Raw genomic sequence first — 17,315 nt, forward strand, 5'->3', positions numbered from 1 at the left:
AATGTTTAATATTGCTCCTTAATTAAGTGGTTTTAATGGTTCAATTTTCGGGCATAAGACCCACACTGCTGCTAATGCAATGATCGCCAATGCAGCTCCTATAACAAAAGCTGGTGTATAGTTACCTCCCGCAGTAAGCAAGGGAACTAATACGGTAAGCCCCGCCGCAGTCAATTTTGCTGCGGTTCCCGCAATACCTGCAAGTGTTCCAACGGTATTGGAACCAAATAAATCACTGGGTAGCGTCTGAACATTACCAATTGCAGTCTGGAATCCAAACAGGATCACAGCCATCAGCAAAACTGCTGTTACCGGCCCTCCGGGATTTGACATGGCAAATAATGCTGGTAACATGATCAAACAACCTAATGTTATCACCGTTTTACGGGTCTTATTGACAGACACACCTGCTTTCATGCGATTCTGAGCAAATAAACCCCCAAACCAGGCACCTAACATGGCTCCCACGTAGGGTACCCATGCGTAAAAACCTATTGATTTGACGTCCATGCCATAAACCTCATTGAGATAAATAGGAATCCAGAATACGAAAAGCCACCATATTGGATCAATCGCTGCTGAGGCGATAATGACTCCCCAGCTTTCTTTATGTTTAAGCATGTTGGTGGTTGTCGGATTATAGCCTTCGTCAGGTTTTCCGTCACCATCTATGTCTTGATTCTGCTGACCCTTCAGGATGTAATCACGCTCTTCGTCAGTAATCCATGGATGTTTCGACGGAGGTGATTTTACAATAATCCACCATGGAATTAACCACAACAGACCAATAACACCAACAATAATGAAAATGAACTTCCAAGACATGTAAATCGATAATATACCGATGGTCGGAAAGGCAATGATACCTCCAATCGCAGCACCTGAATTGAAAAGTCCTTGTGCAAAAGCTCGCTCCTTAGTGGGAAACCATTCGGCATTACCCTTAGCAGCGCCAGGCCAGTTACCGGCCTCCGCAACACCTAATATTCCTCTGAATATACTAAGGCTGACAACACCTCTGGCAAAGGCATGCATAGCTGTTGCAATAGACCAAAAGCCAATAGATAGTGCAAAGCCAATGCGGGTACCCACTTTGTCAAATATTTTGCCAAAGATAGCTTGACCAAAGGCATAAGAGAAAAGGAATACTACTGAAATAGTCCCGTAAATTGCTTTTCGTTCATCTGCATTCTTCTCCGGATACAGATCTTCTGCAATATCCGGCCACAGAACAGGCAAAGCCTGTCTGTCTATGTAATTGATTACCGTAGCTAGAGCGATGAGACCGATTACCCACCAACGCAAGCCACTTACCTTTTTTTTGATTTGATTTAACATAAGCTATTGGTCTAATGTTTCATGGTCTACCTCTTGCGACTTAATTTTGTCGACTAAGAGAAATTTATTACTTGCTTTCATTAGAATTAGTTGTTTTGATAAGTTGATAAGGGCCTTTCCATTCCCACGTTTTTTCTTTGGTATTCACACTGTGAATGGCTCCTGCTGTTGCATCTTTTTGAGCAAGCATTAATTCCCAGGTGTTACCGTTTTTATGCTGAATCTGACAAATAACATAAGCTTCGTCAGCATGTAAGAGACTTAACTTGACCACGTCTCCGAACGGAGAAGAGGGGATTTCTTCAACAGGATTGTAGCTCCCGTGAGACTCCAATATAGAAATGAAAACAGGATTAGTAGCAGCATTCTTTCGAATCATAAAGGCAGGGTCACGCCGGAGATTGAAGGAAGGGTCATTTGCGCCCAGGCGCATAAAGTAGAGTTCATCTGATGCATTAGCCAAAGACGTCTGGCTGTAAAATTTCCCATCGGAAAACCAGGTTATTTGAGCTTGTCCATCAGTACTATTTCCTTTTGCTTCTGACCATAAGTGCTGGTAACCATGGCCATCTCCCATTACTTCATGCTCAAGTTTATATTCGAAATTGGTAGACAGGAGGTGTCCGTGAAACCAAGTAGGAAGATCAAATTGGGCAGGGGTGGCACCTGTTGCTTGATAGATGTCAATAACTACAGGGTGTTCAAAATCTTCATCCTGAAGTAGGAACATAGTCCGTTGAAGCGTATGATCTTTATAGGCACCGGTGTCGACAGCCCCTATGAGTTGAATATCTGATTGGTCGGCCTTACCAATGTATAAATCTGGTTGTCTTGTTTCCGCAATGCGGATGTCTCCGTTATAGTGGGAGGTTTCGTTGACAACCAAGGTGTTGTGAGCGATGGATTGCTTGGCCCAGGTATTGTTTTCGCGTAAGTACCGTCCTCCACCTTTTTGTTCAATGTTGACCCAACGAGCTGAGGCGTAGTCCTGAATAACTTCCCCGGTTTCATCATACAACGAGTAGGAAAGTTTATCAAAGTGGCCATGTCCCATACCTTGGGCGGTATATTTCATTACCAAACAGATTTCGGTATCTTTCTTTTGGCTAGCACGTAGAATGGCTAAGCCTCCTTCTTTACCATCGGCACCATCTCTATAAAGCATAGACTTTGGCACAAAAGGCTCTGCTAAACCTTGGTGAATTGCTTTAGCTACCGCAAAACCAGCATCTGTAAGAATAACTTTTTGTTGATGCTGGGCAATAGATAGTAATTGGGGGTCACGTCCACCATCCAGGTAGATTAGATCCACTGCAGTGATCACTTCGCGAGCCTGGATTGACATCCCTTTTTGGGAATCGTTGATTGGGAAAAACACACCTTTGTAATCGGCCTGATTCAATAAGGAATAGGTTGCCTTTTCGAGTATGCGATCACGGTAATTAAAGATATCTAATGCTGGCTGATTATTTGCTAAAGCCTTGCTGAATAGCAGAAATGGATAAATGGCGTAACGCAAATAATAAGGTCCTTCCGTAAAGTAACCATCAGGGGAGAAAGAGTAATCGAGTTGGGCAAGAAACCCCGCTGCTTTTTGCCCGGTCAGCTTGATTTGACCATTATCGTTGTCACGTAAATCATCAGGCAGTTGATCATTGGGTAACCCGTAAAGGGCCTTCTGTAGCAATTCGTCGTCCTCCATAACGATCGCTATCATGCCTACAGCGGCATTGGCCCAGGTACTGTGGTTATGGATACGGTTGAAGAATTGAGGGTTGTCAACAGAAAGGAAATTGGCCATCGGGCGAAAAAGCTGATCATTTAGCAACTGCTGTTCTTCCGTAGAAAGCCAGTCGTAGATACAATCATAGGCCTGGCTTACGTAGACCAACCAGTTGGCATCGTTGAGGCATTGCCAAAATAATTTTCCTGTAGCGTACGATCTTTTAGTTGGGTGTATTGGTAGGGTAGGGTAGAGTTGGGCATAAGTCAATAAGGCATCGCGTACAAAAACGGCGTATTTCTCTTCCCCCGTGATTTGAAATAGCACACCTGCCTTTTGTAGCAAGAACCAATTTTTCTTATGCTGCTCATGAGTATAACCACCTGCCATATCCTTAGGTACCGGTACGGGTAATGGTTGCCCTAAGACTTTATCGACTTCTTGCTTCGCTTTGTCTAAAGCCTCATCGAATAGGGGAACACTACCTAAGCCAGCCCTGATACGTTCAACCCCCTCCAAAGTCAGACTTAAAGATGGATGCTGAGCGTTGATCGAAGTCAACAACAAAAAGGACAATATGAGGGTACAGATATGTCTAATCACTATTTTTTGGATTACATTTTCAGCAGAATAAGCACTGCTATTAGATATTTTTATCCATATAGCATTGTCATAAATATCAATATAAAAAAAGTTAGCGAAGCGTATTCAAAACTAACCTGAATTGATCAGATAGATCATTGAAGAGGTATTTTTAAGTTTAGGTATCAAAGTGAATAAAAGAAAGTAATCAACAATAAAACTATGGTTGAAATACGGTCAATTGGCTGAAGTCTATTACATCATGTAAATGCTTGCGCATAACTTCTGCAGCTCCCTGACTATATTTATCTGTAATATGCTTAAGAACGAGCTGATGCTCGTGAAATGCCTTGTATTCTGTCTCATCATCACAAACCTTATATTGAATAAAGCTTTTAATGATATCTGGCGTTATGATCAGCATCAGAGACTTTAACACCACATTTTTACTTGCTTCTGCAATTTTTAGGTGAAAAAGCAAATCTTCCTCAATGGCAGGTTCTCCTTGCTTTACTTTGAGTTCGTATGCTTTTAGTGCTTTTTTTATTTCTGCTAAATCATCCTTCGTGCGGCGCTCTGCTGCAAAATGCGCCGTAGAGGTTTCCAGAATAACTCGTGTTTCCACTAAAGAAGTAAAATCACTTTTCTCCAATTTTAATACATCCGTAATCAGCCCTTCTAAAGCCGTTATTCCAATACCAGCGACCACTGTACCACTTTGTGGTAATGTCCTCAGTATGCCATAAAACTCCAGCTTCTGTATGGCATCTCTAACAGTTGAACGACTGACGCCAAGTCGTTCTGCCAACTTTCGCTCAGCAGGTAAGCGGTCTCCCGGAGTCAGTTGTCCAGTAGTAATCAGTTCTTTGATTTGCTTGATAAGCTTATCAACTGGTGATTCTACCTTGATTTCATTGAAATTTTCTAACATCCCTGTTTATTATAGAAGCTGGCTGCAAAATTGGTTGACCATTAATTGGTTGACCAAATATAAGTCATATTTCCGATTTGCCAAATTTTTTTTGCAAGGAGACCTCTAATACAACACTTGATATTGAATTCGTAATAGAAGATAAGCTCCGAGGCAGGTAAAATATGCAATGTGAAGTAATTACGACATAAATAGACTTGTTTAGCAAGGACAAATTCTGCTACAAGTGGTAACTCCTAGATCGTATGACGATCAATACAGCTAAATTTTATCCTGCACTTCGTTAGATTTTTCGCCGAACTAATTTCTCACCACCTTACGGGTCAACTCCCTGTAAGCAGTACCATTCTGAAGCATGAGTTTTATATTTAATATATAAATGCCAGGTACCAATTTGTCCAAATCAACCACCAATTCATTATCATCTATTCGATACTCCTTTGAGAAAAGACTTCTTCCGGTCAGATCAACTAGCTCTAAATGAGAACGGTAGATTCCTGGTGGTAAATTACTCAACCTTACGCTACCATCTGTTGGGTTTGGAAATAAAAGCACTTCACTTTTAAGGCTTTCCAGAACACCAACCGGCCCACCGGGATCTTGAAACACATTAATAGTCACCGATTGTGTGCCACCAGTAATTGTCAATGTTCCCGATCGATTAACGTTCTCTTCGTTTGGATCAATTATTATATTGAGTTGGGTGTCTCCCGATCCAGATGAAAGGTTAGTTGAGATCCAACCCGTGCTGCTCGTTATGGTCCAATCGATATTACTGGAAATCATAATAGACCTAGTCTCTCCTTCTCCTCCAATATAAAGCTGTGATACATTTGCAGTTACGTAATTGACAAGGTTGTCAAATAAGTAGGAAGGACCTGTGTTCATCTCGTTAGCATATGGTTGGACATTGACTGTTGATGAAAATTCAGAAGCACCAACCGCTCGATCAGTTATTGATACCGGTCTCGATTCTGTCATCAAATCAAACAGTATTTCATTATCATAATCCATGCCTGGATAAAGAGGAACCGCTGGGTAGCCGGCACTAGCTGCCGCAATAACAGGGCTGTTAGATGCTGGCTGAAAGAAGCCTTCGGTATTTGCAACAAGCAGAGGGTCTGTATTTGAAAGTCCAGACGATGGGGAATCAATCCCTAGGGTACCAAAGGCAAGGTTACCAATCCAGGTTTCATTTCCAGTGTCTTCGTCAAATAGTTGCACTTTGGGGTCCGTAAAAATATTATTAGCAATGATAACATTGGTGGGTGGGTTACTTCCTGGACCTCCCAATCTTAATTCCTCTGAATCGATAATGGTATTATGATAAATGTGAATATCAGACAAAGGGTCAGACGATTCGTTTTGTAAGTAAATTGTTCTTCGATCTTGCCCTTCGAAATAGTTGTTGTAAACGAAATGATTAGAACCCTCTCGTATTCGAACTCCTCCCATATTATTCAGAAAAAAATTGCCGTAAACGATTCCTTCATCACCATGTCTTAGTACCAGTTCAGCTACCGGGTTGTTTTCAAAGGTGTTATAGCGATACACATTTTGTCTAGACTTATGCGAGATAATTTCACCATCTCCATTGCACTGCGTAAAGTAGCAATACTCCACAAGTGTACGACTATCTAAATCCCCTTGTGAACTGACCCCAATTCTGATTGGTTCAATACCTTGGTCATTGCCTATGCCATCGAAATTTTTGAAGGAACAATATTGAATCTTGTGATAGCCGGGTTCATCATCCACTAATATGGAGAGTATATTCTGATCATCTAAGTTGAGGCGATTCTCGAAATTACAATAGCTAATGGTCGTTCTTCTGGATTCTTCATACACCCTGAGGTACTTGAAGCTCGTATAATTCTGAATGTTTACATGCGTAATCAATATGTCACTTCCATATACTCTAATTACATCTAAAGTGGGAACAAAACCTCCAATATATTGAAAGCCAGAAAAAGTAACATCATCACCATTGATGACAACTCTAGATACTCCTGTAAACAAAACAGTTCCGTACGGTATTGCGGTTACTATCAATCCATCTTTATCAATATCCATACGAGTATCGGAATAGGTACCCTGCTCCCATGCTATTGTATCTCCTGCGTTTGCCAGGTCTTGGGCCGTATTGAACTCTGATTGAGACGAAACATCATAGCGGTTTTGCGCACTTACCAGAACACTAAGGAATAGAAACGAAAACAAAAGAGGAATTTTCATAGGTACTTAGTATTGCGCATAAAATAAAATGCGATTCTCTCAGGTTCTCCATAATAGTTAACATGTTTGAAATGAACCACTTAGTTAACTATTATGGAAAACAGACCACGAAGTAGCCGCGAATCGAATCGCATTTTATTTTCGTGCTGTTCCTTAAATATTTTAGCGTTTTATAAGCTTACGAACTTCGGATTTGTTACGGCCTTCAAGCTTTATAAAATAAACACCTGATTGAAGCCTACTTATATCCAGTGTTATTAACTCATTAATAGGTCTTTGGATGACGCTTCTTCCTGTTGCGTCATAAACGACCACGGTATCATATTCATACCCGGCTTCTATTGTTACGATGGATGAGGCGGGATTGGGAGATATCCGTATTTTTTCCTCCTCTAATTCCGTCACATTTGTAAATGTCCGCTCACCGTCACCAAACACTCTCAATTCCGTAAGACTTATCCATGTACCAGTGTAAACATCTGCACCTGATACGGTTATTCTTACGAATCTGGCTTCAATACTATCTACAGCATTGATAATTGGCGCAGTAGCGGTACCTGGAATATTATTGTTTGATCTGTCTATGATAGTGGTAAAGGGGCCATCTTCATTTAAAGCACCTTCAATAATGAATTGATAAGCTCTGTCTTGGTAGCAGGTAACTTCTGTCTGGGTTATCTTTATATTCCCTTCTAAATCAACAGTTGCAGATTGTGGAAAGCCTGATACAGCCCAACGCGTACCGGTATCATCATCTACAAGCTTATCTTCATCGTTGTTACCATCTGGCGTACCGGTACCTACAACCGGCTGTCCCAATGCCCAGTTGAACTCATCGGAAGGAGTAAGTACGTCTAAGGTTTGCGAATCGGTAAATCCTCCATCGGCGGTTGTTACGGTGATGGTCACCTCCCCCTCAGAAATTGCGGACAGTAAGCCGCTTTCCGATACTGTTGCAACACTTGTATTGTCAGATTCAAAAATCAAATTTTGATTGGTGGCATCTCCAGGAGAAACGAGTGTCTCTAATTGGAGATTGGCTCCAACAGAAATTGGTCCGGTAAGCTCACTCATGTCCACTCCAGTTACATTTATCGGAACCTGAACCGTAATGTTGGTACTTAAGGAGGTCTTTGACCCTCCTTCGTTATCTGTAGCCCTGGCTGTTAATGTATAGGCTCCCTCAGGTACATTTGTCCAGGTAAATGAATAGGGAGGAGTAGTGTCTTCTCCAAGTATATTACCACCACCTTCAATAAACTCTACTGTTGTCACTGAACCATCAGAATCTTCCGCGTCAACGGTAATCGTGATGTCACTACCAGGTAAGAAATTAGTACCGTTGGCAGGATCGGTTATACTGACAGATGGGAAATAGTTTTGTGGCGAACCATCTTCTTCAAATAGTTCATCAAAATGTGCAGTTGCTTCACCAGCATCCTGAAGGTAAACCCCTGCTTTCCAATAACTAGGCCAGGTCCAGTAGGAGACATCCATATTCACCTTTTCTTCTCCTTCAAAATCGATGATCATATTTCCGTCAACCAATCGAATATCACAGTTAAAATATCCACCTGGGTCTTCGCCAAGATCCACATGAGTGGTATTAGATCCGCCGTTATCGGTTTTGATTGCTGCCCAGATGTGATTAGTGGGGAAACTAGAATTCTTCTTATAAATTCTTAGTAATGGTTTATTTGGTCCACTACCAGCATTGGCATCATCGTGAATTTGCATTACAGTGACCTGGTCACAAGTCTGCTCTACAATATCAATTCTTCCGTGAAGCGATCGATTCTCGTCGTTGAGATCCCAATTCGTTTCATTCCGGAGCTCTGTTCGTTGGCTATCACCAGATTGATTGAATCGTATTTTGTCACCATCAACTACATAGAACCACTCGGGATGTGTATAGCCAGCATTAAGTGCGTCTCTGTCGCGAAGCGTTGAGCTGGTAGGACCTTGTAACTTGCATTCTGCGAGAAAAGGTTGAAATCTTGGTATATCAGATGGGGCAAGATAGGCGGTTGGTGGGGTAGGGGCAAAGTGCGTAACATCTAAAGCGAAGAAAGATACTTGCGCATATTCGTCTGGATCTCCAGCGTTGTTTTGGTTATAGTTTCCTGCTTTGAAGTACATCCAATCATCAGCAAAGCCACTATCTGTCATATCTACTTCTTGAACAACATCATCCATACCATCTCTCATGATGGTTACCGTCAGAAGATTACCAATTGCCTTAATCTCGTAGCTAAACTGTTCACCTAAAGCAATTCCATCTACTGGATCGGGCACACCATCATTTCTACTACCAATCATTTCGTACCATTGTTCAGGGCCGGTAGTAGGTTCATGAGCGAAATAAATAGACCCCTTGGTGTTTCCAGGCAATTTGCGATAATACAATCTACAAGGCTCATCATTGGAGGCGTGTATTTGTCCGACGATAGTTCGACCTACCTTAAAACTTGCATCAGAAGTCTCAGACACATGATCCACCGCTACGGTGGCAGTCATGATGCCGTCTACACCTCCAGCAGCTTCTTGGTTTTCCATCGTAGAAGAAGAAAACACCCAGTTGTTTTTATTTATTCCTTGAGTAGGAATGCTAGTGTCAAGTCTACGAATCATCTCTCTTAACTCGTTCCTCGGATAGGTGCTGCCACCCGTAGCTCCATCGTTGGGACACCAAAATACCATGGCACCAGTAATCGGGTGGGTGTAGAACTCACCATCCACTTCATAGCCAGCTACCAGTTGCTCTGCATCTCGTTCTTGTTGATTTGGACGGGTAAGTTTCCAATAAGAAAGATCAAAATTCCCACCGGGAGGAAGGTCTGGATCTAAGTCCTGTGCCGTAGCAGAACTAACCACCATACTCATTACTAATAGTAGAAAAACAGATCGAGTGTAAGGTAAAATATAAGAAAATTCAATTTGTCTTATACTTTGAAGGTTACAGCAAAATGACGTTTTCATAATTATTTTTTTTAAAAGGGGCGAAGAGTATTGAGTAGGAAATACCTAAACCAAGCATGAGAAATGTCCAACTAAGAGCATGTTTGGTACGTTAAGAGGGGCAGTATAATTACGGAAAGATTCAAGTGTCCTCTACCTAGAGTATTTCGCAGAAAATAATCCCGATAGCTATCGGGATTATTTTCGTGCTGTTCCCTAAAGAAGGAGGAATCTTGAATCTTCCCAGTAATACCCTGACTAGTACCCGGAGTTTTGGGTCAAATTAGGGTTGTTTGTTATTTCCAATGGAGGAATTGGTAGCAAGTAGTCCCTGGATGGGTCAAAGTTTCTTGTGCCTAGTTCGGCTTCAAAACCATTTGGTCCGAACACCTCATTACCCATCTTCCTTCTGACTATATCGTACCACCTTTTATGCTCAAAGGCAAGCTCTAATCTTCTTTCCTCTAGTACATCATCAACAGTGGCTCCCGAGATGTTCGCAGGTACAGCACTTGGAGCACCGGTTCCATCCCCATTTCTAGCCCTTTCCCTTATCATGTTAATCCATTGATCAGCCTCTGCCGTATTACCAAGTTCAGCAGCAGCCTCAGCAGCGATTAAGAGCACTTCGGCATAGCGCATCAACTGGTAATTGGATTCCGAATCTCTTCCGCTAGTATTAGCCTGTGGCAAGGAGCCTGCCATAGCTGTATACTTGGAAATATGTGGACGATTCGCATTACGACCATCTAAGCTAGAAAAAGCAGTAAAAGGAATCAGATTACCACTGTTGTCTAATGCTTCATCATCAAAACAGACGTCCTTTCTGTAGTCTCCATCTTCCCAGGTATCATATACTTTTTGAGCTGGCACCAAAACAGACCATCCCCCTGAAGGGTAATAGGTTGCTTGACCATAGAAACCTGTGAAAGCAGCTAGGTAATCTCTGGATTCATCATCGATATTGGTTGCTACGAAGTCTATTACAAAAATAGGCTCTAGAGAAAAATTGGTATTCTCTGCATGAAAGATATTACGATAATCTGGCTCCAATGCCAAGTTGTACGTTCCTGCCTTATTGATAATATCAGTAGCTTCATTGTAGGCCAGTTGATATTCTCCTCTGGTGAGATAGACACTAGCGAGAAAAGCACTAGCGGCTGCTTTGCCAGGAAGGGCTCTGTTAGCTCGTGAATCTGGTAACCATTCCTTGGCATATTCAAAATCTGCAATGATGTTCTCATATACAGTTTCCACAGGTGTTCTTGGTGCCACTGATGCTTCAGCAGTACTAATTTTCTCGTCTAAATATGGAATGTCTCCAAAAAGTCTGACCAAATGATAGTAGGCATAAGCTCTAATGAATCGCGCTCGTCCTGCTATTTCCTCACTCACCCCAGGGCTTTGTTCTTCAAGAACAGCTACCTCTCGTAGGGTCTCATTGGCACCTCTCACCATCTGATAGAGCCGAGGCCAGAAACTTCTTTCAGGATTAGACGGATTTAAAATCAGTGGATTAGTTGCCGAGACCGTAAATTGATCGTGTTCAATTCTTTCAGCTGCAGTGGTAGGGTTTCCTATAGCTACCATATCTGAACGCAGCATAAGTGGTAAGCCCAAGCCTCTAGACAGAAATGCTCTAGCCGTTAAATTAGCATAAGCACCAGCAATGGTAGTCTGCACTGTTTGCAGATCGACCACCCGCTCATCTGGCTCCAATTCACTTAATGCGTTCTCTTCTAAATCCGAACATCCCACCATTGATAAACCAAGTACCAATGCTAATAAATATTTATACATATTCATATTAATAATTTTTTATTGATTTAGAATTTCAAGCTGAGACCAATAGTAATTGACCTTAGGTTAGGATAATTACCAAAATCATGCCCTTGAATTACATTATCATCTCCACTGCTTTCGCCACCACTACCAAAGTAACTCACTTCAGGGTCTAGTCCTGAATAATTAGTAAAGGTTAGTAGGTTCTGAGCACTGATAGATAATCTTGCTGAACCGATTCCAACTTTATCCAGCATACCATTTGGCAAACTATAGCCTAAAGCTACATTCTTAAGTCTTACATAACTTCCGTCTTCTACGAAACGAGATGAGCGCTCTCTTCCTCTGATGGCTGCTCGAGGTATATCGGTATCTGTGTTATTTGGCGTCCAGGAATTTAATACATCCGTTAAGCCATTACTGTCACCATTGTATAATTGAACAGCTGTCAGGTTATAGATATCTCCACCTACAGCCCCTTGGAAAAAGATATTCAAATCAAATTTCTTGTACGTAAAAGTGTTGGTGAAACCAAACGTAAAATCAGGATTTGGGTCTCCTATAATCTGTCGGTCATTGTCATTTATTACGCCATCAAGGTTACCCTCTTCATCTGCTACGTCAGCGAACAAAGGTTCTCCTGGTATCGGGTTTCCATTTCCATCAAGAGATGCATCTTGCACAGCTGTACCTGCGGGAAGAGCACCACCTTGATATACACCTTGGTAATCTAATCCCCAAAAAAGACCAAGCGCCTCACCTTCTCGTAAGATATATGTATTACCACCAGCGAAATAACCTGGAGCTCCACTACCTAAAATCTCGTTTCCTCCAGATAGCTCGATTATTTCATTCCTGTTCCTTGCAATGTTGAAATTCGATGTCCATCTAAAATCTTTTTTATTAATGTTGGTTGACGTCAAAGAAAACTCAACTCCACGATTATTAATAGAACCAACATTTCTGAGAACGTCTAAATCAGATGTTCCTAAGTAAAAATTTGAAGCTCTATCGACAGCTAAAAGGTCTTCTGTATCGATGTTGTAATAGTCTGCGCTAATCGTGATTCTGTTTTCAAATAAACCAATATCCACACCTACGTTTGTCTGATAGGAAGTTTCCCACTTCAAATCTGGGTTTGCTTCACGAGCTAGGTCTACACCAAAAGATCCACCAACCACTGTAGGTGGCTGAACACGATACGTAGAGAGTGATTCATAAGGGCCAATGGCTTGATTACCCGTTAGACCATAACTAGCTCTTAACTTGAGGAGAGATAGTGTTGGGTTGTCGAGTAAAAAGTTTTCTCTTGAAACCTTCCATCCAATTGCGACAGAAGGGAAAATTGCATATTTGTTATTTGCTGCAAAGTTGGATGCTCCATCTCTACGAACTGTAGTAGTCAGCAAATATTTGCCTGCCCATTCAAAATTGACACGCCCAAAAACGGACTCGATTTCCGATTCAGAGAAACGAGAGTCAACGGTGCGCTGATCTATAAGTCCAGCTTCTAGGTTATACCATGAAAATGCATCCGTCAATAATCCTCGGGCACCTGCTTCGAAGCCTTCGGTAGTGTTTTTTTGGTAGGAATGCCCAGCTGTTGCGGTTAAATTACCTTGCCCAATTGCTGAAGTATACGTTAGGTAGTTTTCATTAAGAAACCTTGTTCTTTTTACGGATTCTAAAAACGCTCCACCAGCAGACAGTACAAACGTTTGCGGTTTAAAATAACCTTCCGTACTATTTTGCGTTCTGTAGCCTAAAGTAGTTTTGAAACTCAGACCTTTCAATATCTCAAAGTCTGCATAAACGTTCGTTCTTGAATTATCCGTTTTGGTTTCATTTGTTATCTGTGTTGCCACGGCCCACGGATTTTCTATGTCATCTCCCACCGTATTTTGAGAGAAATTCCCTGCGTCATCAAACCTGCCAACATCGGGAGCAAACCTGAATGCCAAAGCGACTACATCATCTCCTCCTCCGTTTACAGAACCAATAGCATCACTTCCTGTCGATTGAGTTGAAACACCATTTTGCTCGCTTCGACTAGCAATACTGTTAATTCCAACTTTTAATCTACTCCCGACTTTTGCATCTACATTTGCTAGAAACTGAATTTTGTCGAAGTCAGAATTAACAATGATTCCTTGTTGATCAAAATAAGTACCAGAAAAATAATAGTTTACATTGTCACCACCTCCAGAAACTGACAGTTGGTGGTTTTGTGTATTTCCAGCTCTGTAAATTTCGTCTTGCCAGTCTGTTTTAGCTGTTCCTTGAGCATAAGGAGCATCTCCTGCATTGCTACGGATCATGTTTTGATATTGAGCAAATCCATTTGCATCCAGCAAGTCCAACCTATTGGTCGTCTCCTGGGAAGAATAAGTGGAATTAAGCTCTACGACCGCTTTTCCAGCTTTACCTTTCTTAGTAGTTACCAGGATAACCCCTCCTGATCCTCTTGATCCATAAATTGCAGTAGCAGAGGCATCTTTCAATATCTCGATGGATTCAATGTCATTTTGTTGCGGAAAAGCAGCACCGACAAAACCATCAACCACTACAAGTGGGTCACTGCTTGCATTGAGTGACGAACTACCTCGAACTCGAATAGAAATACCCGCACCAGGCTCACCACCATTCTGTGTTTGAACAGCTACTCCTGCCGCACGACCTTGAAGTGCTTGAGCTGCATTTAATACTGGGAAAGCTTGTATGTCTTCAGCCTTTACAGAAGATACACTACCAGTAACATCACTCTTTTTAACACTTCCATAGCCAATTACTACAACTTCGTCCAATAGCTCTGCATTTGTAGCTAAGGTTACATTGATGTTGGTTTGTCCATTAACAGGGATTGTTTTCGGTTCATATCCTGTGTATGAAATCACCAGTACAGCGTCAGAGGCAGCTTCTAAGCTAAATGTACCATCAAAATCAGTTATAGTACCGCCACTAGTTCCCTGCACAATAATAGTGGCTCCAATTAAAGCTTCACCACTGTCATCGGTGACCTTGCCGCTAATGGTCTCTTGAGCATTGGCACTCATGGAACAAAAGGAGATGAATAGAACAGAGAGCCACATCACTCTCTTGGGCTGTTCTATGAATTTTTGTAAAAAATGATTCATATGGAAATTAATTTAATAAGTTCGGATTTTAACTGCCTACATAATCGCCAAAACACCTGGGTAAATCGGGTATAGTTCTTCGAGACAATTAGATTCTTCCTTTGGTTAGATAGCTTTTACTTAATGAAGGCTAAAGTTACGAAACTGTTTAGGTAAAACACCAATTATTGGTCAACCAATTTTTGGTTAGCCAAATATTTTTTTGTTAATTTCCGTTTATTGGTATTTTGTACTTAAAGAACTTGGAATCCCTTGGGAAAATTTTGATATGTATTATGGAGAGAATTGAAGCCTTGGAACAAACAACTTATCAGCTACCGGATTTGGGTTACCCTTCATTTTACAACTATTCTTTACTGAATTAGCAACTTGCTTTTGAAGCGTATCTCTTCTATCTCTCTAATCTCAAGTATATAAATTCCATTAGCTATGTTTTTACAGATGTGCTGATGCTCCATTCCTTCAAACATGAAATGATCTACCTTCCGACCGTACAAATCAAAAATGCTGACGGTATAGGATCCCACCTCTTTCATTTCAATAGTTAGTTCCTTGTTTTGTGTTGGGTTGGGGTAAACTCGTATTTGTGAGTGCTCATTTTCTTCTTCCTCCTCATTAGGCGGTGGTGGATCTCCTCCTATGATAGCTATTCTGGTAAAATTTGTATTCCCGTCATTGTCCGTAACAATAGCTTGTAGGTAATGAACTTCATGAGAAAGGTCCTGAATCGTAGTAGTTAAATTAGTGAATATGTAGGGCGCTTCATTATCCGTCCCGACTGGTTCTCCATTGATTAGCAATTTCACATTTTGAATTGTTCCATCACTATCCGACGCATTAACTTCAATATCACCCCCCTCCCAAGTGGACACATCAATAGCACTCATTGGATTTATAAAACCCACATTGGGTAGCTCCCCATGAAATCCTCTATCAGAAAAATTTCCATATCCACCCCAAGTAGCTAGCAAATCATATATTTCTCCTGATTGCTGCTCAGGTATTAAAACATTATCAAGAGCACTCACGCCTAATCGGTCTTCTAATTGCTGGATATAAAGACTTCTGGGATGCACGTTAGTACCCCAACTTTCCCAATATCCGTCGCCTGTCTGATTTGTGCCAATACAGCCAATGCCCCAATTCATTGAGCCCTGTGGACTGTCTACGCGAAACTCTCCATTGTAGGAGTCCATATTCCAAAACATAGTTTGTGCACCTGACCATCCATGTCCACTACCCGAGCTACCCCGGTTCCAAACCCTGGTAGAACCTCCTCGAATGTTGTCAAAAAGGGTCCCAGTAGCCCATCTATGGTGAGGGCCAATGTCTGAGTTAGCGCTCTCTGCGAGCCCGTCCAAAAAAACATTGGGTCCGGTGACTCTGGATCCTGTCACAAAATCGTGTCGTCCATTAATTGAGTAGCATCGTTGAAATAGATTTCCTAATCCCTCTTGGATAGCAAAAGGATATCTTCTGCCTCCAGAAACTTGAGATTTTGGATCAATGTATGCGCAATCCTGAACCGTTGTAAAATGAGCACTTTCAATATTTACGGTACTATAAGCAAGATACTGACCGGTTACTTGTTTTACCCAACAGTTTTCTGAATCTTTTAGTCTAACCGCAGTCCAGGCATGAGATTCATCCAGATTACCATCGTAAAAAGATTGGATTCTCATGTTTTCAACACCGCAATGACTGATGCGCCTTGATGATTGGATTTTCGAAATCGACCCGCCTCCATACATCTCTTCCATAACATCAACGATGGGAATATTGATGGAAATAGTATTGCCAGATATGGCAGTGATCATTCGTTCATGATCAATAGTATAGTCATCAGGTGTCCAGCCATTACAATCACTGTTTCCAGCACAGAGTGTTTCCTGATCCATGCCTAATGCATCGATCCAGACTTGGTTTGGTGTTCTAGTAACCACAATTTTTTCTCCAACCTCAAAATCCGATGCATCCTCAACCTCAAAGGAATAGGCTCCCACCGGTACATAATCGGTTGTAATAGCTTGTTCCGATTGTTCATCTTTAATGATAATGGTACCACTTGGCCCCAGAATATTGATAACACTATGATCAACTCGCGGATTTGAATGGAGCACAGTTCCGTTTAATCCTTGCCCTTCCCCTCTTAAAACAACTCCAGACGCTCTGACTGCCAAAATGTTTTCTAAACTATAATGCCCTGCTTTAATTAATACGACACCTCGAAATCCATTTTGATCAGGTTCGAGTGCTGCGACTAGATCAATTGCAGCCTGAATTCTTCGAGCATCCTCTCCTTCTTCTGGAGTAACTGTAACCTTAATCTCAATATCAGTAGGAAGTGAAACACCTCCCCCCATGTATCCAGCGTAAGAAAAATCCGGAATGGTGTTGACTTCATTTGATTGCCCCGTCATAGAGAAAGGAACATAAGTTAATTCACCTTGATCTAAATAGACCAATTGAGAAGAGTTTTGCCCATGAGCTAAATAAGCCCCAATAAGGTTAAAAATCAGAAATAATAATCGTTGAGCATTCATAATCTAAATGGAAATATATCTGAGCAGAAGGTAAGTAGTAAAATTGATACATTGAGACATTTTTCTCCTTTAGAGCTTGATAATAAGGT

General features: G+C 41.5%; 8 protein-coding genes. All 8 read right to left on the reverse strand.

Annotated features, from left to right (window positions below; translation table 11 throughout):
* Window positions 1-18: 18 nt before the first annotated feature.
* The 8 genes from ACRBG0_RS00190 to ACRBG0_RS00225 all read right to left on the reverse strand — a co-directional run bounded on the left by ACRBG0_RS00190 (window position 19) and on the right by ACRBG0_RS00225 (window position 17,226).
* Window positions 19-1,338 (reverse strand): MFS transporter, encoded by a 1,320-nt coding sequence (locus tag ACRBG0_RS00190; RefSeq protein WP_431484916.1) that lies wholly within the window; start codon window positions 1,336-1,338, stop codon window positions 19-21.
* 67 nt (window positions 1,339-1,405) lie between these two features.
* A complete protein-coding gene (locus ACRBG0_RS00195; protein ID WP_431484917.1) occupies window positions 1,406-3,664 on the reverse strand; it encodes a heparinase II/III domain-containing protein in 2,259 nt (752 codons plus the stop codon).
* Window positions 3,665-3,863: 199 nt separating this feature from the next.
* Window positions 3,864-4,574 (reverse strand): FadR/GntR family transcriptional regulator, encoded by a 711-nt coding sequence (locus ACRBG0_RS00200; RefSeq protein WP_431484918.1) that lies wholly within the window; start codon window positions 4,572-4,574, stop codon window positions 3,864-3,866.
* 300 nt (window positions 4,575-4,874) lie between these two features.
* Window positions 4,875-6,809 carry a chondroitinase-B domain-containing protein gene (locus ACRBG0_RS00205; protein ID WP_431484919.1) on the reverse strand — a complete coding sequence of 645 codons (1,935 nt, stop codon included), beginning with the start codon at window positions 6,807-6,809 and terminating at the stop codon, window positions 4,875-4,877.
* A gap of 162 nt (window positions 6,810-6,971) precedes the next feature.
* Window positions 6,972-9,788: a polysaccharide lyase family 7 protein gene (locus ACRBG0_RS00210; protein WP_431484920.1), complete on the reverse strand. Its 2,817-nt coding sequence runs from the start codon at window positions 9,786-9,788 to the stop codon at window positions 6,972-6,974.
* Window positions 9,789-10,025: 237 nt separating this feature from the next.
* Window positions 10,026-11,573: a RagB/SusD family nutrient uptake outer membrane protein gene (locus tag ACRBG0_RS00215; protein WP_431484921.1), complete on the reverse strand. Its 1,548-nt coding sequence runs from the start codon at window positions 11,571-11,573 to the stop codon at window positions 10,026-10,028.
* Between the two features lie 20 nt (window positions 11,574-11,593).
* Window positions 11,594-14,683 carry a SusC/RagA family TonB-linked outer membrane protein gene (locus ACRBG0_RS00220; RefSeq protein ID WP_431484922.1) on the reverse strand — a complete coding sequence of 1,030 codons (3,090 nt, stop codon included), beginning with the start codon at window positions 14,681-14,683 and terminating at the stop codon, window positions 11,594-11,596.
* Between the two features lie 353 nt (window positions 14,684-15,036).
* The gene (locus tag ACRBG0_RS00225; RefSeq protein ID WP_431484923.1) at window positions 15,037-17,226 is read right to left on the reverse strand and encodes a T9SS type A sorting domain-containing protein; all 2,190 of its coding nucleotides are present in this window, start codon (window positions 17,224-17,226) and stop codon (window positions 15,037-15,039) included.
* Window positions 17,227-17,315 lie beyond the last annotated feature (89 nt).

The sequence above is a fragment of the Lewinella sp. genome (assembly GCF_050633125.1).
Classification (GTDB): domain Bacteria; phylum Bacteroidota; class Bacteroidia; order Chitinophagales; family Saprospiraceae; genus Lewinella.

Excerpts from the sequence above, each read along its gene's own strand:
- ACRBG0_RS00190 (WP_431484916.1), bottom strand. The coding sequence starts at position 1,338 with ATGTTAAATCAAATCAAAAAAAAGGTAAGTGGCTTGCGTTGGTGGGTA.
- ACRBG0_RS00200 (WP_431484918.1), bottom strand. The coding sequence starts at position 4,574 with ATGTTAGAAAATTTCAATGAAATCAAGGTAGAATCACCAGTTGATAAG.
- ACRBG0_RS00205 (WP_431484919.1), bottom strand. The coding sequence starts at position 6,809 with ATGAAAATTCCTCTTTTGTTTTCGTTTCTATTCCTTAGTGTTCTGGTA.
- ACRBG0_RS00210 (WP_431484920.1), bottom strand. The coding sequence starts at position 9,788 with ATGAAAACGTCATTTTGCTGTAACCTTCAAAGTATAAGACAAATTGAA.
- ACRBG0_RS00215 (WP_431484921.1), bottom strand. The coding sequence starts at position 11,573 with ATGAATATGTATAAATATTTATTAGCATTGGTACTTGGTTTATCAATG.
- ACRBG0_RS00220 (WP_431484922.1), bottom strand. The coding sequence starts at position 14,683 with ATGAATCATTTTTTACAAAAATTCATAGAACAGCCCAAGAGAGTGATG.
- ACRBG0_RS00225 (WP_431484923.1), bottom strand. The coding sequence starts at position 17,226 with ATGAATGCTCAACGATTATTATTTCTGATTTTTAACCTTATTGGGGCT.